This window comes from Pseudomonas sp. DR 5-09, assembly GCF_001655595.1.
GTDB lineage: Bacteria > Pseudomonadota > Gammaproteobacteria > Pseudomonadales > Pseudomonadaceae > Aquipseudomonas > Aquipseudomonas pharyngis.
The window spans coordinates 1,832,092-1,855,492 of sequence record NZ_CP011566.1; the positions used below are offsets into that span (position 1 = coordinate 1,832,092).

Here is a 23,401-nt window from a genome sequence, read left to right on the forward strand (position 1 = left end):
AGCCCCGCGTTTGCGGGGCTTTTTGTTGAATCAGCTGCCTTTGACTGTCTTGCCGTTGACCGTACCGTCGAGGAGCATGATGTTGTACTCCTTGCCGTCGGTTTCGACCTGTTGCAGGCGAACCAGCAGGTAATCCCAGTCCTTGGCGAACCACAGGACGGTGATGCGCTTGCTTTGTGTCGGATCGCGGACACGCTCGACCTTGATCGCATCGATCTGACCGGCCTTGGTTTCTACCTTCTCCGAACCCAGCACGCGGAAGTCGTAGGTATCGACTTCGCCATCATCGACTACCTGATAGCTCATGCTTTTCTTGCCGGCGGCCACGTCATGCTGCAGCGCCAGTTGATAGGTGGATTTGTCGACCATGCCACGGTTGAGCGGGATTTTCACCGCGTCGCCGCGGTCGGTGCCGGTCACCAGCTTGTTGGCCCAGTCGAAGTCCAGGTCAGCCTTTTTCGCCTTGCCCAGACCACCGCGTTCGAAGTGGTAGGACTGTGGCAGCAGGGTGTCCTTGTCCAGGGTCAGGGTGCTTTCCTCGGACAGGCTGGCAATCATCATCGAGGCTTTGAAGCTGAGCTTCCAGACGCCGTTGGCCTGTTTGGTCAGGCTGCGCTCGGCGGTGCCGCTCATGGGCAGCTGTTTCCAGTCGGCGGTGTAGCTGGCGGAGAACGGTTGAAGGTCTGCCGCCTGCGCGAAGGGCAGGGCGAGCAGAGCGCAAGCGAAGAGCAGGGCGCGACGCATAATATCTCCTAGTTTCGAATCAAGTGACCGCTGGCCGGCAGTGGCTGGCCATCCAGTAAAGCACCTTGCTCGCCGAGGCTCAGCCGTCCTTCGGCGAACCAGCGTACGGCCATCGGGTAGATCAGGTGTTCCTGAGCATGAACCCGCTGCGCCAGACTTTGCGGCGAATCGTGCAACTCTACCGGGATTACTGCCTGTACGACCAGTGGTCCGCCATCGAGTTCCTCGGTGACGAAGTGCACGGAGCAGCCGTGTTCGGCGTCGCCGGCCTCCAGCGCGCGCTGATGAGTGTGTAACCCTTTGTATTTGGGTAGCAGCGACGGGTGGATGTTGAGCAGGCGACCCTGGTAGTGACGGACGAAGTCAGCGCTGAGAATGCGCATGAAGCCGGCCAGTACCACGAGTTTGGGGTTGAATTCGTCGATCAGTTCGATCAGCGCGGTATCGAAGGCCTCGCGGCCCTCGAATCCCTTGTGATCCAGCGAGCGGGTGGCGATACCCGCGTCACTGGCGCGTTGCAAGCCGTAGGCGTCGGCGCGGTTGGAAATCACCGCAGCGATGCGGACCGGGCTGTCGCCGGTCCGCGTGCTGTCGATCAGGGCCTGCAAGTTACTGCCGGTGCCGGACAACAGCACCACGACATCACAGGTCTGGGACATCAGTGAGCCTTGAGGTTCTTCAGTTCGACCTGAGCCGCGCCTTCGGCAGCGACAGCGATCTGACCGATGACCCAAGGCTGCTCGCCGGCGTCACGCAGGGTGTTCAGGGCAACTTCAACGTGCTCCTGAGCCACGCAGATCACCATGCCCACGCCGCAGTTCAGCACGCGGTGCATTTCGGTTTCGTCGACGTTGCCTTTCTCTTGCAGCCAGTCGAAGACGGCCGGGCGGTTCCAGCTGGCCACGTCAACCACGGCTTGAGCGCCTTTTGGCAGAACGCGCGGGATGTTGTCCAGCAGGCCACCACCGGTGATGTGGGCCATGGCCTTTACCGCGCCGGTGTCCTTGATCAGCTTGAGCAGCGGCTTCACGTAGATGCGGGTCGGGGCCATCAGCAGTTCGGTCAGCGGCTTGCCGTCGAGCTGCACGGTTTCGATGTCGGCACCGGACACTTCGATGATCTTGCGGATCAGCGAGTAGCCGTTGGAGTGCGGGCCGGACGATGGCAGGGCGATCAGGGCGTCACCGGTGGCGACTTTCGAGCCGTCGATGATTTCGGCTTTTTCCACGACGCCGACGCAGAAACCGGCCAGGTCGTAGTCTTCGCCTTCGTACATGCCAGGCATTTCAGCGGTTTCGCCGCCGACCAGCGAGCAGCCAGCCAGTTCGCAGCCTGCACCGATACCGGTAACCACGGTGGCAGCTACGTCGACGTTCAGCTTGCCGGTGGCGTAGTAGTCGAGGAAGAACAGCGGCTCGGCGCCGCACACCACCAGATCGTTGACGCACATGGCGACCAGATCCTGGCCGATGCTGTCGTGCTTGTTCAGGTTCAGCGCCAGACGCAGCTTGGTGCCGACGCCGTCAGTACCTGAAACCAGTACCGGCTGCTTGTAACCGGCCGGGATCTCGCAGAGGGCGCCGAAACCGCCCAGGCCGCCCATGACTTCCGGGCGCGCAGTGCGCTTGGCGACGCTCTTGATGCGTTCGACCAATGCTTCACCGGCGTCGATGTCTACACCGGCGTCCTTGTAGCTCAGGGAGGGTTGCTTGCTCATGATCCAGGCCTTTAGGGGAGGGGATTCAGGGGTAACGACCGAGTTCAGCGGGAGCGCCGAATCCGACAGGGGCGATTGCCTCACGCGAAGTTCGGAGTGCCCGGCTGTTGCCGGTCTGCGAAGGCGCGCGATTTTATCAGGCTTGAGGGGCAGCGGCCATCCTCACGCCGACGGGCAGGGGCATATCGGTGGAAAAATTTTGCAATTGACGCTGTGGGCGACATCACGGGTGCCTGTATAAGGAACCGTCTATCGTTAGGACTGTGCAAAAACTTACCGACCGCGTGTGAATGTTTTGCGACGGCCTGTGGTCACAGGCTTGCCACAACGGTACACGCGGCCTGTTCCAGCCGCTCTTGTCGACGGGAATTCTCCATGCGTTTTTGTAAATGGTTGTTAGTGGGTGGCTTGTCTCTGATCAGCCTGGCGAGCCAGGCGGAAAATCTCAAAGGTCTTTATCAGGTGCGCGAACCGGTCACTGGCCAGTCGCCAGAGGAGCGCGATCGCGCGACCCAGGCTGCGCTGGATACGCTGGTGCTGCGCCTGACCGGCGACCCGAAAGCCCCGCAGAACCCGGGACTGGCGCCGGTTCGCAAGGATCCGCAGCAGATCATCAGTCAGTTCGGTTTCGATGCCGGGCCGCCGGAAGTGCTGAAAGTCGATTTCGACCCGGGAACCACCGAGCAGGCGTTGCGCCGCGCCGGGCTGGCGCTGTGGGGTGCCAATCGGCCCTCGATCCTGAGCTGGTGGCTGAATGATTCAACCGAGGGTTCGAGCCTGGTGGGCGACGGTCAGGCCAGTGCCGCACCGTTGCGCCGCGCCGCCCAGCACCGTGGATTGCCGTTGCGCCTGCCTTTGGCGGACTTGAGCGAGCAATTGGTCGCAACCGCGCCTGCGCTTGAAGGTGCCGACCCGGCGCCGCTGCGTAACGCTTCCGAGCGCTACAACGCTGACGCCTTGCTCGCCGTGCATGCCCGCGAAGACAGTGGGCAATGGCAGGCCAAATGGCAATTGTGGCTGGGCGACAAAAAAGAGGCGGGCAACGTGCAGGGCGCGGATCAGGCCGCCGTGGCCGATGCGGTGATGCTGGCGGTGACTGAACGGCTGGCGCCACGCTTTGTGGCCAAGCCGGGCGCGTCCGGCCAGCAGACCCTGGAAGTGCAGGGCATGAATCTGGAGCACTACGCGGCGCTGCTGCGGTTACTCGAACCGTTCGGCGTGCGTCTGCAGAGTGTCGATGCCGATCGCATCCTGTATCGGGTCAACGGCAGTGCCGATCAATTGCGAGCGCAATTGTCGCTGGCGAAGTTGCAGGAACTGCCGGCCGAGGCGCCGGCTCCAGTGGCTGCGCCGCAACCTGCGGTCGCCGGGGCGCCACCAGTCGTTGCGCCGACGCCGACACCCGCAGCGCCGTCCTTGCGGTTCCGCTGGTAGGTTTTCTTTCTTATATATAAGCAATGGAGTGTTACATGGCCGATACGCGGCGTTGGTTCTGGCTCGGTGGGGTGCTCCTGCTTTGCGCGTTTGTCTGGTTGCTGCATCCGATCCTCACGCCGTTTCTGGTGGCGCTGCTGCTCGCCTATCTGTTCGATCCGCTCGTCGATCGTCTTGAGCGCCTGGGGTTGTCCCGCACCTGGGGTGTGATCACGGTGTTCGCCTTGTTCACCCTGATCGTCACCGCGTTGTTGCTGGTGCTGGTGCCGATGCTCGCCAAGCAATTAGTACGGCTGTATGAACTGGCGCCGCAAATGCTCGACTGGTTGCAGCACACTGCCGTGCCATGGGCGCAATCGAAGCTGGGGCTGTCTGACGGCTTCTGGAAGTTCGACAAGGTCAAAGCCGCGATCAGCGAACACATGGGCCAGACCACGGATATCGTCGGTGTGGTGCTGAGTCAGGCGACGGCCTCGAGCCTGGCACTGATCGGCTGGCTGGCGAATCTGGTGCTGATCCCGGTGGTGAGCTTTTACCTGTTGCGTGACTGGGACGTGATGATGGCCAAGATCCGTGGCCTGTTGCCCCGTGATCGCGAAGAGCGTGTGGTGGCGCTGGCGGGTGAGTGTCATGAAGTGCTGGGCGCGTTCGTGCGCGGGCAGTTGCTGGTGATGCTGGCGCTGGGCGTGATCTATGCGGCCGGTCTGATGATTGTCGGGCTGGAGCTGGGCCTGTTGATCGGTCTGATCGCGGGGCTGGCGGCGATTGTGCCGTACATGGGATTTGTGATCGGCATCGGCGCGGCGCTGATTGCCGGGTTGTTCCAGTTCGGTGGCGATCTTTATCCGATGATCGGGATCGTGGCGGTGTTCATGGTTGGTCAGGCACTGGAAGGCATGGTACTGACGCCTTTGCTGGTGGGGGATCGGATCGGTCTGCACCCGGTGGCGGTGATTTTCGCGATTCTGGCCGGTGGCGAGCTGTTCGGCTTCACTGGTGTGCTGCTGGCATTGCCGGTGGCGGCGGTGATCATGGTGCTGGTGCGACACGTCCACGATCTGTACAAGGATTCCGACATCTATAGCGGGGTGGATGAGCCGGAGTTGTAATGTGATGCGCGGGCTGCCCGGTGGATTGCCGGGTTGGCCCGTCTCCTGCAGGCCATGGCGCCAAAGAAACTGTCATAAAACCAGCACGTTAACGCAAACCTTTGATTTTGCTTGGGGTCTGTCGCATTGTGCGCTCCGCTTCACGGGTATAAACTTCGCTCACTTTACACAGAGGCCACTAACGGTTCCTTGGGAACTGTTCAGTCAGCATGAAACCGATTCAGCTGCCCCTAGGTGTGCGTCTGCGTGACGACGCCACCTTCATCAACTACTACCCAGGCGCCAATGCCGCTGCACTCGGCTATGTCGAGCGTCTATGCGAAGCCGACGCCGGCTGGACCGAAAGCCTGATCTATCTGTGGGGCAAGCACGGGGTAGGGCGGACGCATCTGTTGCAGGCCGCGTGCCTGCGCTTCGAACAGATGGGTGAACCGGCGGTGTACCTGCCGCTGGCCGAGTTGATGGATCGCGGCATCGAAATTCTCGACAACCTCGAACAGTACGAACTGGTCTGCCTGGATGACTTGCAGGTGATTGCCGGCAAGGCGGACTGGGAAGAGGCGATGTTTCATCTGTTCAACCGTCTGCGTGACAGCGGTCGGCGTCTGCTGATCGCGGCGTCCACTTCGCCACGTGAATTGCCGATCAAACTGGCTGACCTGAAATCGCGCCTGACCCTGGCGCTGATCTTCCAGATGCGTCCTCTCTCCGACGAAGACAAATTGCGCGCCCTGCAATTGCGTGCTTCCCGTCGCGGCCTGCACCTGACCGACGAGGTCGGGCATTTTATCTTGACTCGCGGTACCCGCAGCATGAGCGCGCTTTTCGATCTGCTGGAGCAGCTCGATCAGGCCTCTTTGCAGGCTCAGCGCAAGCTGACCATTCCCTTCCTGAAAGAAACCCTGGGCTGGTAAAACCGGGGCTTTCAGCCGGTTTCGGCATATTTCAGGCGCCAGAAAACCCGCTTTCCTGTGGGTTGCACAGGCTGCGTCTCGATTCAAATAGGCTTAAGCGCTTAGATGTTAACGAGAAACCGGGAAGTCACAAAAAGATCGATTGAATTTGCAAATGAGGCTGATAGCGGGCATAGTCTCGGCTTCTTTACAACTATCAGCCACGGTCGTGCCCATGCTAAAGCGCTTCGCACCCCTCGTGCCTCTCGCACTCGTCACCCTGTTGTTCGGTTGCGCTGCTCATTCACCTGTTAATCAAGAGCAGCAACAACAGGTTAAAAATTCTGCCACCGCCCAGTCCTCCGTTATTTACCAGGAAGAGCTGGACACCGAAAAAGAACTCGCCGACTTCAACGGCAAGAAGCCTTACCAGCTTCCGGTTCTGGCCGACAGCATCCTCGAACGCGGCATGTCCCTGATCGGTACCCGTTACCGTTTCGGTGGTACCTCTGAAGCCGGTTTCGATTGCAGCGGTTTCATCGGCTATCTGTTCCGCGAAGAGGCCGGCATGAACCTGCCACGCTCCACCCGCGAAATGATCAACGTGGATGCACCGCTGGTTTCGCGCAGCAACCTTGAGCCGGGCGACCTGCTGTTCTTCGCCACCAATGGTCGTCGCGGTCGTGTCAGTCACGCCGGGATCTACCTGGGCGACAACCAGTTCATCCATTCCAGCTCTCGTCGCAGCGGCGGTGTTCGCATCGACAGCCTGGGCGACAGCTACTGGAGCAAGACCTTCATCGAAGCCAAACGCGCTTTGGCGAACGCTCCAACCGTGGTTACCGCTCGCAAGTAATCACGCATTTGTCGCCACGCTCGTGGCGACAAAGCGGTCCTTCAGAGGCAATAGACCTAAACTTTACAAGGTGAAGTTAATGTCTTACTTGAAGTTTGCCGCGTAGCCGCTAGAATCCTGATCTATATTGATGGCAAACCGCCTGCGTCCCAACGCAGGCGGTTTTGTTTTCTATCGAATCGGCAGTCAAAGCCGCAGCCAGATCAGGATGTTCTGCATATGACGATGTCGGCCCGCTTTGCCTTGATGTTCTTCGCCGCGCTGCTCAGCGCCTGCGCCAGCCGCACTCCGCCGCCTGCGCCGGTGGTTCGCGCTCCGATCGTATTCGGATCCTCCCAGGCCTTTTCCCCCGCTGCCGAAGACGTGCTGTTCCGCGCGCTAGGGCTGGTCGGCACGCCTTATCGCTGGGGTGGCAATACGCCGGATTCGGGCTTCGATTGCAGCGGTCTGATCGGTTTCGTCTACCGCGATGCCGCCGGCATCAGCCTGCCGCGTTCGACCCGCGAGATGATCGTCATGCAGGCGCCGAATGTCGGCAAGGAAGGGCTGCAAACCGGCGACCTGATCTTCTTCGCCACCAATGGCGGCTCACAGGTCAGCCATGCGGGAATTTACGTCGGGGAAGGGCGCTTCGTTCACGCACCGGCCACTGGCGGCACGGTGAAGCTGGACAGCCTGTCGAAAGCCTATTGGCAGAAAGCCTATCTGAGCGCCAAGCGCGTTCTGCAGCCGGAGCATCTGGCGCACAACCCGTAATCCAGATACATAAAAACCGTGGGAGCTGAATGGCTCCCACGGTTTTTTTATGCCTGCAACAGACTAACGGGTCGCTGAAACCCGCCACACCTTGTTACCCACGTCATCCGCCACCAGCAACCCACCTTGCTGATCGATTACCACGCCGACCGGGCGACCCAGCGCGTTTTCGTCCTTGTCGAGAAATCCGGTCAGCACGTCAACCGGTGTGCCGCTCGGCTTGCCAGCGGCAAACGGTACGAAGATCACTTTGTAACCACTGTGCGGCTTGCGGTTCCACGAGCCGTGCTGGCCGATGAATACGCCTTCCTTGAACTGCGCTGGCAGGCGATTGCCTTCGGCGAAGGTCAGGCCCAGTGACGCGGTGTGCGGGCCGACGGCGTAGTCCGGAGCGATGGCCTTGGCCACCATGTCCGGCCGCTGGGGTTCCACGCGCACATCAACGTGCTGGCCGTAGTAGCTGAACGGCCATCCATAGAAACCACCATCCTTGACCGAGGTGATGTAGTCCGGCACCAGATCGCTGCCAATCTCATCGCGTTCGTTGACGGCGGTCCACAGCGCACCGCTTTGCGGCTCCCAGGCCAGGCCGTTGGGGTTGCGGATGCCCGAGGCGAAGATCCGGTGGTTGCCGGTGGCGCGATCCACTTCCCAGATCGCCGCGCGGCCTTCTTCCTGGTCGAGACCGTTTTCGCCGACGTTGCTGTTCGAGCCGACGGTGACGTACAGCTTGCTGCCGTCTTTGCTGGCGATGACGTTCTTGGTCCAGTGATGGTTGAGCGTGCCGCCCGGCAAATCCACGACCTTGATCGGCTGGCTGTTGATTTCGGTCGCGCCGGGCTCGTAGTTAAAGCGCAGCAGGCGATCGGTATCGGCGACGTACAGATCATTGCCGACCAAGGTCATGCCGAACGGCGAGTTGAGGTTCTGCAGGAACACCGTGCGGGTCTCGGCCACGCCATCATGATCGGCATCGCGCAGCAGGGTGATGCGGTTCGGGCTGGGGACGCCAGCACCGGCGCGGCCCATGACTTTTTTCATCACCCAGCCGCGAATGCCCTTGCCGTCCTCGGGCTTGGGCGGAGCGTTGGTTTCCGCCACCAGCACATCGCCATTGGGCAGCACGTAGAGCCAGCGTGGGTGATCGAGATTTTCGGCAAACGCCGCCACCTGCGTACCTGTCGCTGCCGTCGGTTTGGCGCCGGCCGGCCAGCCGATGGCCGGGGCGATGTTCACCGTCGGGATCAGGGTCTTGTTCGGTTCGGGCAGTTTCGGTGACGGACCGGTGCCGTCGGTAACTTGCAAGCTGGAGGATTCACCACAGGCGGCGAGCCCTCCGGCGATCATGATGACGAAAACGAGCTGGGGCTTGCGCATTGCTGATCTTCCCTATGAATGCATTCCTAAACATAGAGAAGCGCACAAGCCCGATGGTTCAACCCTCAGCCGCGGGCTTCCTTGAACAGCACGGCAATGCCGGGGTGATAGTTGCCGGCTTCGCTGCGCAATTTGCGGTAGGCGTAGGGGAAATACCAGGCGACGGCGCAGGTGTGTTCCTTTTGCAGGTCGTCGACCATGTCCTGCAATTCTTCCGGGCTGGCGCTGTGTTGGGCTTTTTGCGGGGCGACGAACAGGCAGCCGAGTTTCAGGTCGCTGGCGTAGCTGATGCGCTTGGCGTCGCTGGTGATATCCGCCAGGGCCTGGGTCAGATTCAGGCTGGTGACGCGCGGCCAGCGTTGAGTCGCCTGAATGAAGGCGCGATCCTCGGTGCCGGCAATAAACAAATCGGCGCGGGCGTTGCGCTCGCCTTCTTCGTTCTGTTTGCGGGTGGCAGTGTCGCGCAGGGTGACCAGTTCAGCCATCCACGCGGCGGCCGACAGCAGGCCGAGGTTGGCTTTTTCGTCGTGCCAGTAGGGCGTGTCGTTGTCGCCGCGCACGGCGTTGTAGCGGTCGATACAGTCAAACCAGCGTTCCAGCACCGGGCGCAGGAATTCCAGCCGCGGATTGCTGATGATCATGCCTTGCATGGGGTTCTCCCTTGTTATTGTGATGGGCTCTCTGCAGTCAAAGAGCATGGCTCTTTGATATCACTCATGTCAGTGTGGCACAAGATTGGCGTCCGTTAATTGATCGGCGGCAGTTATTCGCCGCACAAGCCCCTCTTCAATTGACGCTCCACCCCCAACCCTCTAACCTTCGCGGCTTGTTTCAGGTGCTCTGTGGCGCATGTCGACAGAGTGAAACAGGGAAGCCGGTGAGGCGGGTCTTCGAGCGAAGAACCCTCACGATCCCGGCGCTGCCCCCGCAACGGTAAATGAGTAAAAGCTGCGTCTGATGCCACTGCTTAACAGCGGGAAGGCGCGCAGCCAGGCACCAGCCGCTCATGAGCCCGGAGACCGGCCTGATCCATCCAGCGGCATCACGGTGGGCGATGCCAGGCTTGTTGCCGTCTATTCTTGTGCCTGCCCGCCGTTATCCAGCCTCAACGGAGAGCTCCCCCATGACTGATTCCCCCGAGCGCGACGAGCGCCACCTGGAGCGCATGCAGCGCAAAAAAGCCGTGATCGATGAGCGCATCGCCAATTCGCCAGACGAATGCGGCCTGGTGCTGGTGCTGACCGGCAACGGCAAAGGCAAAAGCAGCTCGGCATTCGGCATGCTCGCCCGCGCCATGGGCCACGGCATGCAGTGCGGCGTGGTGCAGTTCATCAAGGGCCGCAACAGCACCGGTGAAGAGCTGTTCTTCCGCCGCTTCCCCGAGCAAGTGCGTTTTCATGTGATGGGCGAGGGCTTCACCTGGGAAACCCAGGACCGTCAGCGCGACATCGCCGCCGCCGAAGCGGCCTGGGAAGTCTCCCGCGAGCTGCTGCGCGATCCGTCGATCGGTCTGGTGGTGCTCGATGAACTGAACATCGCCCTCAAGCACGGTTACCTCGATCTGGATCAGGTGCTCAGCGATCTGCAGGCCCGTCCGCCGATGCAGCACGTGATCGTCACCGGCCGCGCTGCCAAGCCGGAAATGATCGAGATGGGCGACACCGTCACCGAAATGGGCATGATCAAGCACGCCTTCCAGGCCGGCATCAAAGCGCAGAAAGGCGTCGAACTTTGAATCAACCACGTCACTGCCCGGCGGTACTGATCGCCGCGCCGGCTTCCGGCCAGGGCAAGACCACCGTCACCGCCGCGCTGGCCCGTCTGCATCGTAATCAGGGGCGCAAGGTCCGCGTATTCAAGTGCGGCCCGGACTTTCTCGACCCGATGATCCTCGAGCGCGCCAGCGGTGCGCCGGTCTATCAACTGGACATGTGGATGGTCGGCGAGCAGGAAAGTCGACGTCTGTTGTGGGAAGCCGCTGCCGAAGCCGATCTGATCCTGATCGAAGGCGTGATGGGCCTGTTCGATGGCACGCCGTCGAGCGCCGACCTGGCGCGGCATTTCGGCGTACCGGTGCTCGGCGTGATCGACGGCACGGCCATGGCCCAAACGTTCGGCGCACTGGCCTTGGGCCTGGCGCGCTATCAGCCTGATCTGCCGTTCGCCGGCGTGCTGGCCAATCGTGTCGGCACCGTGCGCCATGCGCAGTTGCTCGAAGGCAGCCTCACCGAAGGCCTGCGCTGGTACGGCGCGTTGTCCCGGGAAACCGGGATCGAACTGCCAAGCCGTCATCTGGGTCTGGTGCAGGCCAGCGAACTCAATGACCTCGACGTACGTCTCGACGCCGCCGCCGAAGCACTCGCCGGCACATGTGAGGTAGCGCTGCCACCGGCCGTGGAATTCGCCGCGCCTGGAGTCGTTGAGACCGAAAAGCTGCTCGAAGGCGTGCGAATTGCCGTCGCCCGCGACGAAGCCTTTGCCTTCACCTACGGCGCCAGTCTCGATCTGTTGCGGGCGATGGGGGCGGAGCTGAGTTTCTTCTCGCCGATCCGCGATGCGCAATTGCCTGAAGCCGACAGTTTGTACCTGCCCGGCGGTTATCCGGAATTGCACCACGTTGCCTTGTCGCAGAACACTGACATGCTCAAAGCGATCCGCGCTCACCACGCCGCCGGCAAACCGCTGCTCGCCGAATGTGGCGGCATGCTTTATCTGCTCGACTCCCTGACCGATGTCGAAGGCACCCGCGCTGATTTGGTCGGCCTGCTGAGTGGCGACGCCGTGATGCAAAAGCGCCTCGCTGCGCTGGCCTTGCAAGAGGTCGACCTGCCGGAAGGCCTGTTGCGCGGCCACACCTATCACCATTCCCTGACCACCACCGAACTGACGCCAATCGCCCGTGGCCACAGCCCCAACGGCGGGCGCGGCGCGGAAGCGGTATACCGGCAAGGGCGGATGACCGCCTCGTACGTTCACTTCTATTTCCCGTCAAATCCGTCGGCGATTGCCGCGCTGTTGGTGCCATGAGCGACAACGCCTTCACTGACGCCGAGCGCGAAGCGGTCTACCGCGCCATCGCTGAACGCCGCGACATGCGCCACTTCAGCGGCGGTACGGTCGAGCCTGACGTGTTGCGACGATTGCTTGAAGCCGCACACCAGGCACCGAGCGTCGGCCTGATGCAGCCGTGGCGCTTCATCCGTATCAGCGACCGCGCCTTGCGTGATCAGATCCAGAACCTTGTTGAAGAAGAACGCGTACGCACCGCCGAAGCCCTCGGCGAACGCAGTGACGAGTTCATGAAGCTCAAGGTCGAAGGCATCAACGATTGCGCCGAAGTATTGGTCGCCGCGTTGATGGACGATCGCGAGCGGCATATTTTCGGTCGTCGCACGCTGCCGGAAATGGACATGGCGTCGTTGTCCTGCGCAATCCAGAATCTCTGGCTCGCCGCGCGTGCCGAAGGCCTGGGCATGGGCTGGGTGTCGCTGTTCGAACCGCAGGCGCTGGCCGACTTGCTGAAACTGCCGGCCGGGGCCAAGCCGCTGGCGGTGCTTTGCCTGGGGCCGGTCAAGGAATTTTATCCGGCGCCGATGCTGGTACTCGAAGGGTGGGCGCAGGTGCGTCCGCTCAATGAGCTGCTGTATGAAAATTTCTGGGGAGTGAGTCAATGAGTGTGGCGTTGTTGAGTGTCGCCGCGGTTGCGCTGGATGCGCTGCTGGGTGAACCGAAACGCTGGCATCCGCTGGTGGCGTTCGGCAATTTCGCCGGGCGCATCGAGCAACGTTTCAACAGCGGCGGTCGCGGCTGGCGTAGCCATGGCGTCACCGCGTGGGTGATCGCGGTGTTGCCGCTGACCCTGCTGGCCACGGCGTTTTCCTGGGCGCCTTACGTGGGCTGGATCGTCGAGATTCTTGCGCTGTATTGCGCCCTCGGCATGCGCAGCCTGGGTGAGCACGTCGAGCCGGTGGCCAAGGCCTTGCGTGCCGATGATCTGGAAGAGGCGCGCAAGCGTGTGGGGTATCTGGTCAGCCGCCAGACCGATGAGCTGGACAGCACCGCTGTCGCCCGCGCTGCTACTGAATCGGTGCTGGAGAACGGTAGCGATGCGGTGTTCGCGGCGCTGTTCTGGTTTGCCGTGGCCGGTGCGCCGGGCGTGGTGCTCTACCGCCTGAGCAATACGCTCGATGCAATGTGGGGCTATCGCAACGAACGCTTCGAGCGGTTCGGCTGGGCGGCGGCAAAAATCGACGACGTCCTCAACTACATTCCTGCGCGGCTGGTGGCGTTGACCTACGCGCTGCTCGGCAAAACCCGACTGGCGCTGAAATGCTGGCGCACCCAGGCGCCGAAATGGGACAGCCCGAACGCCGGCCCGGTTATGGCCGCCGGCGCGGGTGCCTTGGGCGTCGAACTGGGTGGCCCGGCGATTTACCACGGCGAGCTGCACGAGCGTCCGCAACTGGGCGAGGGCGTGCCGGCGGATGCCGATTCCATTGATCGTGGCTGGCAATTGGTCCAGCGCGGGGTATGGTTATGGCTGCTGATTCTCTGCGTGGGGGCTGAATTCTATGCTTGAGCACGGTGGCCGGTTGCGCAGGGCGGCGCTCGAGTACGGCATCGCGGAAGAAGACTGGCTCGACCTGTCCACGGGCCTTGCGCCGTGGCCGTTTCCGGTCCCGGATATTCCGCTGCGGGCCTGGGCACGCTTGCCGGAAAACGATGACGGTCTGGAGCAGGCCGCCTGCGATTACTACGGTACCAGCCAGGTGCTGCCGGTGGCCGGTTCGCAGATGGCCATTCAGTTGTTGCCGCGATTGCGTCGGGCCGGCAAGGTCGGCGTGCTGTCGCCGTGTTATGCCGAGCATGCTGAAGCCTGGCGGCGCAGCGGCTATATCGTGCGTGAGGTGCTGGAGCAGGAAGTCGATTTCTTTCTCGACAGCCTCGACGTGCTGGTGGTGGTCAATCCGAACAACCCAACGGGCCTGAACCTGACCCCGGCGCGCCTGCTCGACTGGCACGCACGGCTGGCCCAGCGCGGCGGCTGGCTGGTGGTCGATGAAGCGTTCATGGACAACACGCCGCAGCTGAGTCTCGCCCCGCATGCGCATCAAGTGGGGTTGATCGTGTTGCGCTCTTTCGGCAAGTTTTTCGGTCTGGCCGGTGTGCGGCTTGGGTTCGTGCTGGCCGAGCGCAAGTTGCTCCGGTTGCTGGCCGAACAGGTCGGGCCGTGGGCGGTCAGCGGGCCGACCCGCGTGCTCGGCCAGGCCTGTCTGCGCGACACCGAAGGCCACACGCATCAGCGCATCCGCAGCGACGAGGCCAGCGAACGATTGGCTGCGCTGCTCGAACGTTCCGGTTTCAAACCGCAGGGCGGCTGCGCACTGTTTCAGTGGCTGATCACCGAACAGGCCGCCGCGCTGCACGAATTCATGGCCCGCCGCGGCATTCTCCTGCGCCTGTTCGCGCACAACAGCAGCCTGCGATTCGGGCTGCCCGCCGATGCCGCCGACGAGGCGCGCCTTGAGCAAGCCCTGCAAGCATTCGCCCTGCAACGCTCTATGGAAAACAAACCAGCATGACCACTTTAATGGTGCAGGGCACCACCTCCGACGCCGGCAAAAGCACGCTGGTGACGGCGCTCTGCCGCTGGGCCACCCGTCAGGGCGTTGCCGTGGTGCCGTTCAAGCCGCAGAACATGGCGCTCAACAGCGCGGTGACTGCCGACGGCGGCGAGATCGGCCGCGCGCAAGCGGTGCAGGCCCAGGCGGCGTTTCTCGAGCCGCACACCGACATGAACCCGGTGCTGCTCAAGCCCAACAGCGACACCGGCGCTCAGGTCATCATCCACGGTCGTGCGGTCACCAGCATGAACGCCGTCGCCTATCACGACTACAAAGCCATCGCCATGCAGGCCGTGCTTGCCTCCCACGAGCGTTTGCGTGCCGCCTATCCGCTGGTGATGGTCGAAGGCGCGGGCTCGCCGGCCGAGATCAATCTGCGCGCCGGCGACATCGCCAACATGGGCTTCGCCGAAGCGGTGGATTGCCCGGTGTTGCTGATTGCCGATATCAATCGGGGCGGCGTCTTTGCTCATCTGGTGGGCACGCTGGAACTGCTGTCGCCGAGCGAACAGGCACGGGTCAAAGGTTTCATCATCAACCGTTTTCGCGGCGACATCGCCTTGCTGCAACCGGGCCTCGACTGGCTGGAACAGCGCACCGGCAAACCAGTGGTGGGCGTGCTGCCATACGTGATGGATCTGCATCTGGAAGCCGAGGACGGCATCGACCAGCGCCAGACCGACAAGGCCGAGCAAGTCCTGAAAGTGGTGGTGCCGGTGCTGCCGCGCATCAGCAACCACACCGATTTCGATCCGTTGCGTCTGCATCCTCAGGTGGATCTGCAATTCATCGGCCCGGGGCAGGCGATTCCGCCGGCCGATCTGATCATTCTTCCGGGCTCGAAAAGCGTGCGCAGTGATTTGGCGTATCTGCGGGCCAATGGCTGGGAAACCGCCATTCGCCGTCACCTGCGTTACGGCGGCAAATTGCTCGGGATCTGCGGCGGTCTGCAAATGCTCGGCGAGCAGGTGCACGATCCGCTGGGCCTGGAAGGCGCGCCGGGTTCCAGCGCCGGCCTGGGTCTGCTGGCGTTTGAAACGCAGCTCGAGGCCGAAAAGCAGTTGCGCAATGTGCGTGGACGTCTGGCGCTGGAAGATGCCGAGGTCAGCGGTTATGAAATTCATGCCGGCGTGACGACCGGATCGGCGCTGGAAAACGCCGCTGTGCATCTGGACGACGGCCGCTGTGACGGCGCGCAAAGTCTCGACGGTCAGATTTTCGGCACCTACCTGCATGGCCTGTTCGAATCGCCGGCGGCCAGTGCGGCGCTGTTGCGCTGGGCCGGCCTGAACGATGTGCAGGAGGTGGATTACCACGGCTTGCGCGAACGCGATATCGAACGGCTGGCGGATCTGGTGGAGAAGCATCTGGATACCGATCTGTTACGTGAACTCTGTGGAATCTCCCCATGCTCCAACTGATCCTCGGCGGCGCCCGCTCCGGCAAAAGTCGCCTGGCCGAAGAACTCGCCACTGACAGCGCGCTGGCCGTGACGTACATCGCCACCAGCCAACCACTGGACGGCGAGATGAATGAGCGCGTCGCCCATCATCGCGCCCGTCGTCCTGCTGAATGGGCGTTGATCGAAGAGCCGCTGGAACTGGCTCGGGTGTTGCGCGAAAACGCTGGCCCCGAGCGCTGCCTGCTGGTGGATTGCCTGACGCTGTGGCTGACCAATCTGCTGATGCTCGATGACGCTGAACGCCTCGCCGCCGAGCGCGAAGCCTTGCTCGAATGCCTGGCGTCGCTGCCGGGTGAAATCATTTTTGTCAGCAACGAGACCGGAATGGGTGTCGTGCCGCTGGGCGAATTGACTCGCCGCTACGTCGATGAAGCCGGTTGGCTGCATCAAGCTCTGGCCGAGCGTTGTCAGCGAGTTGTCCTGACGGTCGCCGGCCTGCCCCTGACTTTGAAAGGACCTGCGTTATGACCCAAGCCTGGTGGCTGAACCCGTGCAAACCGGTGGACGCGAACGCCGTTGAAAACGCGACGGCGCGTCAGCAGCAATTGACCAAACCTGCCGGCTCCCTCGGGCGGCTCGAATCGGTGGCGGTGCAGCTGGCCGGATTGCAGGGCCGGATCAAGCCGACACTGGATCAAGTCTGGATCGCGATTTTTGCCGGCGACCATGGCGTTGTCGCCGAAGGGGTTTCCGCGTTCCCGCAGCAGGTCACCGGGCAGATGCTGCTGAACTTCGTCAGCGGCGGTGCGGCGATCAGCGTGCTGGCGCGGCAACTCGGTGCGCAATTGGAAGTGGTGGATCTGGGCACCGTGACCCCGTCGTTGAACCTGACGGGCGTGCGTCACCTGAACATCGGCCCGGGCACGGCGAATTTCGCCAAGGGCGCGGCGATGACTCAGGCCCAGGGTGAACTTGCCTTGCAGGGCGGCCGCGACAGCGTGCTGCGGGCGAAAGCGGCAGGCGCGCAATTGTTCATCGGCGGCGAAATGGGCATCGGCAACACCACCGCCGCCAGTGCGCTGGCCTGTGCTTTGCTCGACTGCCCGGTGGCACACCTGACCGGCCCCGGCACCGGGCTGAATGCCGAAGGCGTCAGCCACAAGGCGCAGGTGATCGAGCGGGCGCTGGCACTGCATGCGGCGCAACGTGGCGATGCGTTGCAGACGCTGTTCAATCTCGGGGGCTTCGAGATTGCGGCTTTGGTCGGCGCGTATCTGGCCTGTGCACAGGAGGGTGTGGCGGTGCTGGTGGATGGGTTCATCTGTACGGTCGCCGCGCTGGTGGCGGTGCGCCTGAATCCGGCCTGCCGTGAATGGCTGCTGTTCGGTCATCGCGGTGCCGAGCCGGGCCATCGTCATGTGCTGGAAACCCTCGGCGCTGAACCGCTGCTCGAGCTGGGCCTGCGTCTGGGCGAGGGCAGTGGCGCGGCGCTGGCGGTGCCGTTGTTGCGCCTGGCCTGCGACCTGCACGGCCAGATGGCAACCTTCGCTGAAGCCGCGGTGGCGGACCGCCCGGCATGACGCTGCGTCTGGATCTGCTGCGCCACGGTGAAACCGAACTCGGCGGCGGCCTGCGCGGCAGCCTCGACGATGCGTTGACCGAAAAAGGCTGGGCGCAGATGCGCGAGGCGGTGAGCGGGCAGGGGCCGTGGGATCGGCTGGTCAGTTCGCCGTTGCAGCGTTGTGCGCGGTTTGCTGAAGAGTTGAGCGCGCAGCGGGATCTGCCGGTATCTCTGGAGAAGAATCTGCAAGAACTGCATTTTGGTGCCTGGGAAGGGCGGAGCGCGGCGGCGTTGATGGAGACTGATGCTGAAGCGCTGGGGCTGTTCTGGGCCGATCCGTATGGGTTTACTCCGCCGCAGGGTGAGCCGGTCAGCGATTTTTCGGCGCGGGTGCTGGCGGCGGTGATGCGACTGCACGCGGCGCACGCGGGTGAGCGGGTGTTGCTGATCAGTCATGGTGGCGTCATGCGTCTGTTGCTGGCGCAGGCCCGTGGCTTGCCCCGTGAACAACTGCTCAATGTCGAAGTCGGCCACGGCGCGCTGTTTTCGCTGATCGTCGAGGCCGACGGTTCGCTCAGGGAAGTGCTCTGACATGCTGCCTCTGTGGATCGCCCTGCAATTTCTCAGCAGCCTGCCGATTCGTCTGCCGGGCATGCCGGCGCCTGAACAACTCGGCCGGTCGCTGCTGTTTTATCCGCTGGTGGGACTGTTGTTCGGTGTCATTCTCTGGGCGCTGAACATTGCCTTGGCCGGCACGCCGTTGCTGTTGCATGCGGCGCTGTTGCTGACGGTGTGGGTGCTGCTCAGCGGCGCGTTGCACCTTGATGGCCTTGCGGACAGCGCCGATGCGTGGCTCGGCGGCTTCGGTGATCGCGAGCGTACGCTGACGATCATGAAGGATCCGCGCAGCGGGCCGATCGCGGTGGTGACGCTGGTGCTGGTGTTGCTGCTCAAGTTTGCCGCGTTGCTGGCGTTGATCGAACAACAGCAGGGCATGGCATTGATCATCGTGCCGCTGATCGGCCGAGCGGCGTTGCTCGGGCTGTTTCTCACCACGACTTATGTGCGGGCTGGCGGGTTGGGGCAGGCGCTGGCCGATCATCTGCCGCGCAAGGCGGGTTGGCAGGTGCTGGCAGGGAGTGCGGCGGCGTGTGTGGCGATCGCCGGGTTCAACGCTGTCGTGGCGTTGCTGCTGGCGGTTGTCGTGTTCATCTGTCTGCGGCATTTGATGGTGCGACGACTGGGTGGAACCACCGGTGATACGGCGGGAGCGTTGCTGGAACTATTGGAGATGTCAGTGCTGGTCGGGCTGGCCTTATCTTGATCTGTAACTTGATTTAACACAGTCGCGGGTATATACACGCATCATGCTTCCATCTCAGTGTTTGTGCACCAACCTGCGTCGCGCCGCGCGTGGCGTCAGCAGGCATTACGACGGCGCTCTCGACGGCTTCGGGATCAACGTTGCCCAGTATTCTCTGCTGTGCAATCTGCAGCGCCTGGATCAGCCGAGCATTTCCGAACTGGCCGAGGCCATGGGCCTGGATCGCAGCACCCTCGGGCGCAATCTGCGGGTGCTGGAAGGCGAGGGCCTGGTGGCGCTGGCCGAGGGCGAAGACATGCGCAACCGCATCGTCCGGCTCACCGAAACCGGTGCGCAACGCCTGGCAGCAGCCTTGCCGGCCTGGGAAGCGGCGCAACAGCGGTTGATCGACCGACTGGGTGCCGAGAAGCGTGAAACCTTGCTGCGGCTATTGGATGAACTGGCCTGAGGGCCGGTTTTTTCCGAATCTAAGCGGGTATATACCCGCGACTGGAGAATAATAATGAGTTCGATGTGGCGTACGTGCGGTTGGGTGTTGCTGGGGAGTGCGCTGATTCTGGCGTTGTCATTGGGCGTGCGGCACGGCTTCGGCTTGTTTCTGTCGCCGATGAGCGCCCAGTTCGGCTGGGGGCGCGAGGTGTTCGCCTTCGCCATCGCCTTGCAGAACCTGATCTGGGGGCTGGCGCAACCGTTCACTGGCGCGCTGGCCGACCGCTTCGGCGCGGCGAAAGTGGTACTGATCGGCGGTGTGCTCTACGCCTTGGGCCTGGTGTTCATGGGCCTGTCGGAAACCGCTTTGGGCTTGTCCCTGAGCGCCGGTCTGTTGATCGGTATCGGACTGTCCGGGACCTCGTTCTCGGTGATTCTCGGTGTCGTCGGCCGCGCCGTGCCGCCGGAGAAACGCAGCATGGGCATGGGCATTGCCAGCGCCGCCGGATCCTTTGGCCAGTTCGCGATGCTGCCGGGCACCCTCGGGCTGATTGGCTGGCTCGGCTGGTCGGCGGCATTGCTTGTGCTGGGCCTGCTGGTGGCGCTGATCGTGCCGCTGGTGAGCATGCTCAAGGACAAGCCGCTGCCGGTGCTCGGCCACGAACAAACCCTGTCCGAAGCCCTGCGCGAGGCCTGCTCGCATTCCGGGTTCTGGCTGCTGGCGTTCGGCTTTTTCGTCTGCGGATTTCAGGTGGTGTTCATCGGCGTGCACTTGCCGGCGTATCTGGTTGATCAGCATCTGCCGGCCACCGTCGGCACCACCGTGCTGGCGTTGATCGGCCTGTTCAACATCTTCGGTACCTACACCGCCGGTTGGCTCGGTGGGCGGATGTCCAAACCGCGTCTGCTGACCGGGCTCTATCTGCTGCGCGCGGTGGTGATCGTGCTGTTTCTGTGGCTGCCGGTGACGACGACCTCGGCCTATCTGTTCGGCATGGCCATGGGGTTCCTGTGGCTGTCGACGGTGCCGTTGACCAACGGTACGGTGGCGACCTTGTTTGGCGTGCGAAACCTGTCCATGCTCGGCGGCATCGTGTTTCTGTTCCATCAGTTGGGTTCGTTCCTCGGCGGCTGGCTGGGCGGGGTGGTGTATGACCGAACCGGGAGTTATGACTTGATCTGGCAAGTGGCGATTCTCCTGAGTCTGCTGGCGGCGGCGCTGAACTGGCCGGTGCGCGAGCGCCCGGTCGAGCGCCTGCAACCGCGTGCGAGCGCTGCATGAACCGTTTCTGGCCGCAGATCGTCGTCACCGCGCTCGGCGCCGCGTTGCTGGCGCTGGTGTGGTGGGGCTGGCATCAGGGCGGTTTGGCGCTGATGCAGTTGGGCATGGGTGCTTGCTAGACCGGCGGGAGGGCGAGTAACGTCGAGGCCTGACGATTGCTCAAGGATGCCCGACATGCTCAAGCGCTGGTGTGCTGTTCCCGCGTTGCTGATGGCGTTGACCGGACTGGCCCAGGCCGCGGACTGTCCGGATCTGTTGCAAGGCTCGTTGCCCAAGTTGCGGGCCAAGGAATCCATCGACCTGTGTCAGCGCTACGCCGACAAACCGCTGGTAGTGATCAACACGGCCAGCTTCTGTGGTTTTGCGCCGCAGTTCGAGGGGCTTGAAGCGCTGAATCAGCGCTACAAGGCCCAGGGCCTGGAAATGCTCGGCGTACCTTCCAATGACTTCAAGCAGGAGTCCAAGGACAGCGCCGAGACCGCCAAGGTCTGCTACGCCAACTACGGCGTGACGTTCACCATGACCGAACCGCAGAAGGTGCGGGGTGACGATGCGACTCATCTGTTCCAGGTGCTGGCCAAACAGAGCAGCGCACCGAAGTGGAATTTCTACAAATACGTCATCGACCGCCAGGGCAAGGTGATCGCCAATTTCTCCAGCCTGACCAAACCGGATGATCCGGAATTTCTGGCGGCCATCGAGAAAGCCATTGCCTCCCAGCCGCTGAAACCCTGATCGACGCCCATTAAAAAGCCCCGCCTCTGTGAAGAGAGCGGGGCTTTTTAGTGGGCGAGGCATTAGCCTCGCCGTACAGCATCAGAAGCGGTAGGTTGCGCCGACACCGAAGCCGTTTGCCGAGTTTTCATACTGCGAGTTGTAGCTCTGGCCACGATCGTTTTCGTTGCGGATGTTGACCTTCTCTTCCTTCAGGTACGAGTAGGCAACGTCGATGGTCAGGTCTTCGGTCGGGCTCCAGCCGGCACCGATGCTGAAGATGGTCCGGTCGCCGGTCGGGATGCGTGGCGAACGGTCGACGTTGTTGGTCGGCGACTGGTCGAACGTCAGGCCGGTACGCAGTACCCATTCCTTGTTCAACTGGTAGGACGTACCGATGGCGTAAGCCCAGGTGTCATGCCAGTTCTGTTCTTCGGTGATCTCGCCGAACTGGCCAGCCAGCAGTGGCTGAACGCCGGAGTTCTTGACGGTGATCTTTTCCAGCTGGCTCCAGCGGGTCCAGGTGGTACCGGCGTAGACGTTCCAGCGATCGTTGATCGCCTGGGTGACCGAGAGGTCCACGGATTCAGGCGTGGTGATCTTCAGCGAAGCGTCGTACTTCTGGTTCGCACCCAGGCCGATCGCGCCCAGCACACCGTAGTTGACCTTGGTGTTGCCTTCGAGCTTGTAGTCGACTTTCGAGTGGTAGGTCAGACCCAGGCGAGTGCTGTCGGTAGCCTGTACCAGCACGCCGATGTTGTAGCCCAGTGCGGTGTCGTCGCCCTTGATCTTGACCTTGCCATCCGGCGCTGCCTGAGTGATCGACAGGTTGGATTCCAGCGAGCCGTCGATACGGTTGATGGTCGGGCCGAAACCGATCGACACGACATCGTTGAACTTGTAGCTGACCGTTGGCTGGAAGGTGATGATCTTGACTTCTGACTTGCTGCCGAAGTAACGGCCGGCGAAGCCGTTTTCATAGTCGGTGATCAGGCCGAAGGGTACGTACACACCCAGACCGAATGCCCAATGCTCGTCGATCGGCTTGACGTAGTAACCCATAGGTACGGAGGTGAAGGGCACCATGTCGCCTTTGTTGCTGCCGCCGTTCGGGCTGGAGCTGGCGTCGCTGATATCGGTTTTTGCGTCGAGGAATGCAACGCCACCGGTGACTTGTTCGCGCGTGATGCGCGACATGCCGGCAGGGTTGCCATAAACGGTGCTTGCGTCGTCGGCAGAAGAAGATCGCCCGGCGTACCCAGTCCCCATCCCGCTGATGCTGTGTTCGTTGATGGCAAAGCCAGCTGCGAAGATCTGGGTGGATGCCACGGTTACGGCAAGGCTAAGGGTGGTTTTGAGCATGACTTTTTTCATTATTAGAACTCCTGGTGATCACCGGGGCGAAAATTACCAACATTTTCGTCCCGGCGCTATAGTCCGTATGCCTTGAGTTAGAGCGGTTTTGTAGGACAATCCGACCAAAATCACTGCCTGTTGGGCGATGTTGTGAAAACAGCGGGTCAGCAAGCGACCTGATTCAGCGGTGAAACACAGGTTTGCCAGGCGCAGGTGAAGTCGCGCAGACGACCTTGGGGCTGAAAGGTCTGACGCCAGATACGCGCCATGCCCAGCAGATCGTCCGGCTCGGGGAGGGTAGTGTTTTGTTCTTCGACCAGCAGCCAGGCGATGGCTGTGGCATAACGCAAATTGACGGTCAGTTCCAGGTGCGGGCCGCTGAGGAAGGCATGCTGGCTGGCGAGGCCGCGAACCAGGCTGGCGCGTTCCGGATCCAGCGCCAGGTAATGATCCCAGAGGGCCTGATGGCGATGTTCGGCAATCCGGTACAGGCCGTGGCCGCGGCGGTCATGCAGGGCGGAACCGAGGGCGGACTGGCTGGCGGCAATGCCCAGCAGCAGGGATTCGGCGGTTGCGCAGTGACGTCCCAGGTAGATCAGCGTAGGACGAATCACATAGCGGCACAGTTCGCTGGCAGCGATACCCATAAATCCCTCGGATCTTGTTATTGGGCGGCGAGGCCTGAAGGGGGAGCTTGGCAGCTGTGGATCGACTCAGGCTCGCCGGAAGCGGAACACGCCGCTTGAGTTGAAGTGTAGTGTCATATTCGCGACGTAAAGGACTGTTTTTAAAATATTTCCGGCGCGCCGTTATAACCGTTATA

General features: G+C 62.3%; 25 protein-coding genes, 1 pseudogene and 1 riboswitch. Of the genes and pseudogenes, 19 read left to right on the forward strand and 7 right to left on the reverse strand.

The features are described 5' to 3' along the window. Positions 1-30: 30 nt before the first annotated feature. From PDR5_RS08290 to purM, 3 genes are read right to left on the reverse strand one after another with little or no spacing between them, the layout of a single operon-like run. Positions 31-744 carry a DUF3108 domain-containing protein gene (locus PDR5_RS08290; protein WP_007950391.1) on the reverse strand — a complete coding sequence of 238 codons (714 nt, stop codon included), beginning with the start codon at positions 742-744 and terminating at the stop codon, positions 31-33. Between the two features lie 8 nt (positions 745-752). Beyond that, the gene (gene purN / locus PDR5_RS08295; protein ID WP_064378664.1) at positions 753-1,403 is read right to left on the reverse strand and encodes a phosphoribosylglycinamide formyltransferase; all 651 of its coding nucleotides are present in this window, start codon (positions 1,401-1,403) and stop codon (positions 753-755) included. Continuing rightward, positions 1,403-2,461 (reverse strand): phosphoribosylformylglycinamidine cyclo-ligase, encoded by a 1,059-nt coding sequence (gene purM / locus PDR5_RS08300; protein WP_007950393.1) that lies wholly within the window; start codon positions 2,459-2,461, stop codon positions 1,403-1,405. Before purM ends, purN begins: the two co-directional genes overlap by 1 nt. A 375-nt stretch (positions 2,462-2,836) precedes the next feature. On the opposite strand from purM, the gene PDR5_RS08305 reads away from it, so the two are divergent. From PDR5_RS08305 to PDR5_RS08325, 5 genes are all read left to right on the forward strand, one after another. After that, positions 2,837-3,895 (forward strand): DUF2066 domain-containing protein, encoded by a 1,059-nt coding sequence (locus PDR5_RS08305; protein WP_064594505.1) that lies wholly within the window; start codon positions 2,837-2,839, stop codon positions 3,893-3,895. A 35-nt stretch (positions 3,896-3,930) separates the two neighbouring features. Next, complete coding sequence (locus PDR5_RS08310) at positions 3,931-5,004, forward strand: AI-2E family transporter (RefSeq protein ID WP_064594507.1); 1,074 nt, start codon at positions 3,931-3,933, stop codon at positions 5,002-5,004. A 209-nt stretch (positions 5,005-5,213) separates the two neighbouring features. Then, entirely contained in the window at positions 5,214-5,918 is a 705-nt protein-coding gene (gene hda / locus PDR5_RS08315) for a DnaA regulatory inactivator Hda (RefSeq protein ID WP_007950396.1), read from the forward strand. Positions 5,919-6,132: 214 nt separating this feature from the next. After that, on the forward strand, positions 6,133-6,753 hold the full coding sequence (locus PDR5_RS08320) for a C40 family peptidase (RefSeq protein ID WP_039769810.1): 621 nt from the start codon (positions 6,133-6,135) through the stop codon (positions 6,751-6,753). A 219-nt stretch (positions 6,754-6,972) separates the two neighbouring features. Further along, entirely contained in the window at positions 6,973-7,509 is a 537-nt protein-coding gene (locus PDR5_RS08325) for a C40 family peptidase (RefSeq protein WP_011333136.1), read from the forward strand. A 63-nt stretch (positions 7,510-7,572) separates the two neighbouring features. Here PDR5_RS08325 and PDR5_RS08330 read toward each other — a convergent pair whose 3' ends face one another. Both PDR5_RS08330 and PDR5_RS08335 read right to left on the reverse strand, forming a co-directional pair. After that, positions 7,573-8,886, reverse strand: coding sequence for a PQQ-dependent sugar dehydrogenase (locus PDR5_RS08330; RefSeq protein ID WP_064594509.1), 1,314 nt, complete (start codon positions 8,884-8,886; stop codon positions 7,573-7,575). Between the two features lie 65 nt (positions 8,887-8,951). Then, positions 8,952-9,536: a hypothetical protein gene (locus PDR5_RS08335; RefSeq protein WP_064594511.1), complete on the reverse strand. Its 585-nt coding sequence runs from the start codon at positions 9,534-9,536 to the stop codon at positions 8,952-8,954. A 166-nt stretch (positions 9,537-9,702) separates the two neighbouring features. After that, positions 9,703-9,928, forward strand: a riboswitch (cobalamin riboswitch). An 81-nt stretch (positions 9,929-10,009) separates the two neighbouring features. On the opposite strand from PDR5_RS08335, the gene cobO reads away from it, so the two are divergent. The 14 genes and pseudogenes from cobO (at position 10,010) to PDR5_RS08400 (ending at position 21,243) form a co-directional block, all read left to right on the forward strand. Further along, positions 10,010-10,621, forward strand: a complete 612-nt coding sequence (cobO, locus tag PDR5_RS08340; protein ID WP_064594513.1) for a cob(I)yrinic acid a,c-diamide adenosyltransferase — start codon at positions 10,010-10,012, stop codon at positions 10,619-10,621. After that, complete coding sequence (locus PDR5_RS08345; protein ID WP_064594516.1) at positions 10,618-11,913, forward strand: cobyrinate a,c-diamide synthase; 1,296 nt, start codon at positions 10,618-10,620, stop codon at positions 11,911-11,913. The genes cobO and PDR5_RS08345 overlap by 4 nt, the downstream gene beginning before the upstream one ends. Continuing rightward, on the forward strand, positions 11,910-12,560 hold the full coding sequence (gene bluB, locus PDR5_RS08350) for a 5,6-dimethylbenzimidazole synthase (RefSeq protein ID WP_064594518.1): 651 nt from the start codon (positions 11,910-11,912) through the stop codon (positions 12,558-12,560). The genes PDR5_RS08345 and bluB overlap by 4 nt, the downstream gene beginning before the upstream one ends. After that, complete coding sequence (gene cbiB / locus PDR5_RS08355; RefSeq protein ID WP_064594520.1) at positions 12,557-13,465, forward strand: adenosylcobinamide-phosphate synthase CbiB; 909 nt, start codon at positions 12,557-12,559, stop codon at positions 13,463-13,465. The genes bluB and cbiB overlap by 4 nt, the downstream gene beginning before the upstream one ends. After that, positions 13,458-14,468: a threonine-phosphate decarboxylase CobD gene (cobD, locus tag PDR5_RS08360; RefSeq protein WP_064594522.1), complete on the forward strand. Its 1,011-nt coding sequence runs from the start codon at positions 13,458-13,460 to the stop codon at positions 14,466-14,468. The genes cbiB and cobD overlap by 8 nt, the downstream gene beginning before the upstream one ends. After that, a pseudogene (locus PDR5_RS08365) lies at positions 14,465-15,923 on the forward strand (cobyric acid synthase); the annotation flags it as partial. The gene cobD and the pseudogene PDR5_RS08365, both read left to right, overlap by 4 nt. Continuing rightward, entirely contained in the window at positions 15,919-16,440 is a 522-nt protein-coding gene (gene cobU, locus PDR5_RS08370; RefSeq protein WP_064594526.1) for a bifunctional adenosylcobinamide kinase/adenosylcobinamide-phosphate guanylyltransferase, read from the forward strand. The pseudogene PDR5_RS08365 and the gene cobU, both read left to right, overlap by 5 nt. Continuing rightward, positions 16,437-17,492: a nicotinate-nucleotide--dimethylbenzimidazole phosphoribosyltransferase gene (cobT, locus tag PDR5_RS08375; RefSeq protein WP_064594528.1), complete on the forward strand. Its 1,056-nt coding sequence runs from the start codon at positions 16,437-16,439 to the stop codon at positions 17,490-17,492. The genes cobU and cobT overlap by 4 nt, the downstream gene beginning before the upstream one ends. Beyond that, a complete protein-coding gene (gene cobC, locus PDR5_RS08380; RefSeq protein ID WP_064594530.1) occupies positions 17,489-18,064 on the forward strand; it encodes an alpha-ribazole phosphatase family protein in 576 nt (191 codons plus the stop codon). The genes cobT and cobC overlap by 4 nt, the downstream gene beginning before the upstream one ends. 1 nt (position 18,065) lies before the next feature. After that, positions 18,066-18,797 carry an adenosylcobinamide-GDP ribazoletransferase gene (locus tag PDR5_RS08385; protein ID WP_064594532.1) on the forward strand — a complete coding sequence of 244 codons (732 nt, stop codon included), beginning with the start codon at positions 18,066-18,068 and terminating at the stop codon, positions 18,795-18,797. Positions 18,798-18,840: 43 nt separating this feature from the next. Beyond that, entirely contained in the window at positions 18,841-19,245 is a 405-nt protein-coding gene (locus tag PDR5_RS08390) for a MarR family winged helix-turn-helix transcriptional regulator (RefSeq protein WP_007950413.1), read from the forward strand. Positions 19,246-19,299: 54 nt separating this feature from the next. Further along, positions 19,300-20,508 carry an MFS transporter gene (locus tag PDR5_RS08395; RefSeq protein ID WP_011333148.1) on the forward strand — a complete coding sequence of 403 codons (1,209 nt, stop codon included), beginning with the start codon at positions 19,300-19,302 and terminating at the stop codon, positions 20,506-20,508. Next, entirely contained in the window at positions 20,505-20,627 is a 123-nt protein-coding gene (locus PDR5_RS30295; RefSeq protein ID WP_007950415.1) for a hypothetical protein, read from the forward strand. The genes PDR5_RS08395 and PDR5_RS30295 overlap by 4 nt, the downstream gene beginning before the upstream one ends. Positions 20,628-20,682: 55 nt before the next feature. Next, positions 20,683-21,243 carry a glutathione peroxidase gene (locus PDR5_RS08400; protein WP_039769833.1) on the forward strand — a complete coding sequence of 187 codons (561 nt, stop codon included), beginning with the start codon at positions 20,683-20,685 and terminating at the stop codon, positions 21,241-21,243. An 81-nt stretch (positions 21,244-21,324) separates the two neighbouring features. Here the strand turns inward: PDR5_RS08400 and PDR5_RS08405 are convergent, their stop codons facing one another. Next, positions 21,325-22,596, reverse strand: a complete 1,272-nt coding sequence (locus PDR5_RS08405) for an OmpP1/FadL family transporter (protein WP_064594534.1) — start codon at positions 22,594-22,596, stop codon at positions 21,325-21,327. A 146-nt stretch (positions 22,597-22,742) separates the two neighbouring features. Next, positions 22,743-23,225, reverse strand: coding sequence for a hypothetical protein (locus tag PDR5_RS08410; protein ID WP_064594536.1), 483 nt, complete (start codon positions 23,223-23,225; stop codon positions 22,743-22,745). Positions 23,226-23,401: the final 176 nt, after the last annotated feature.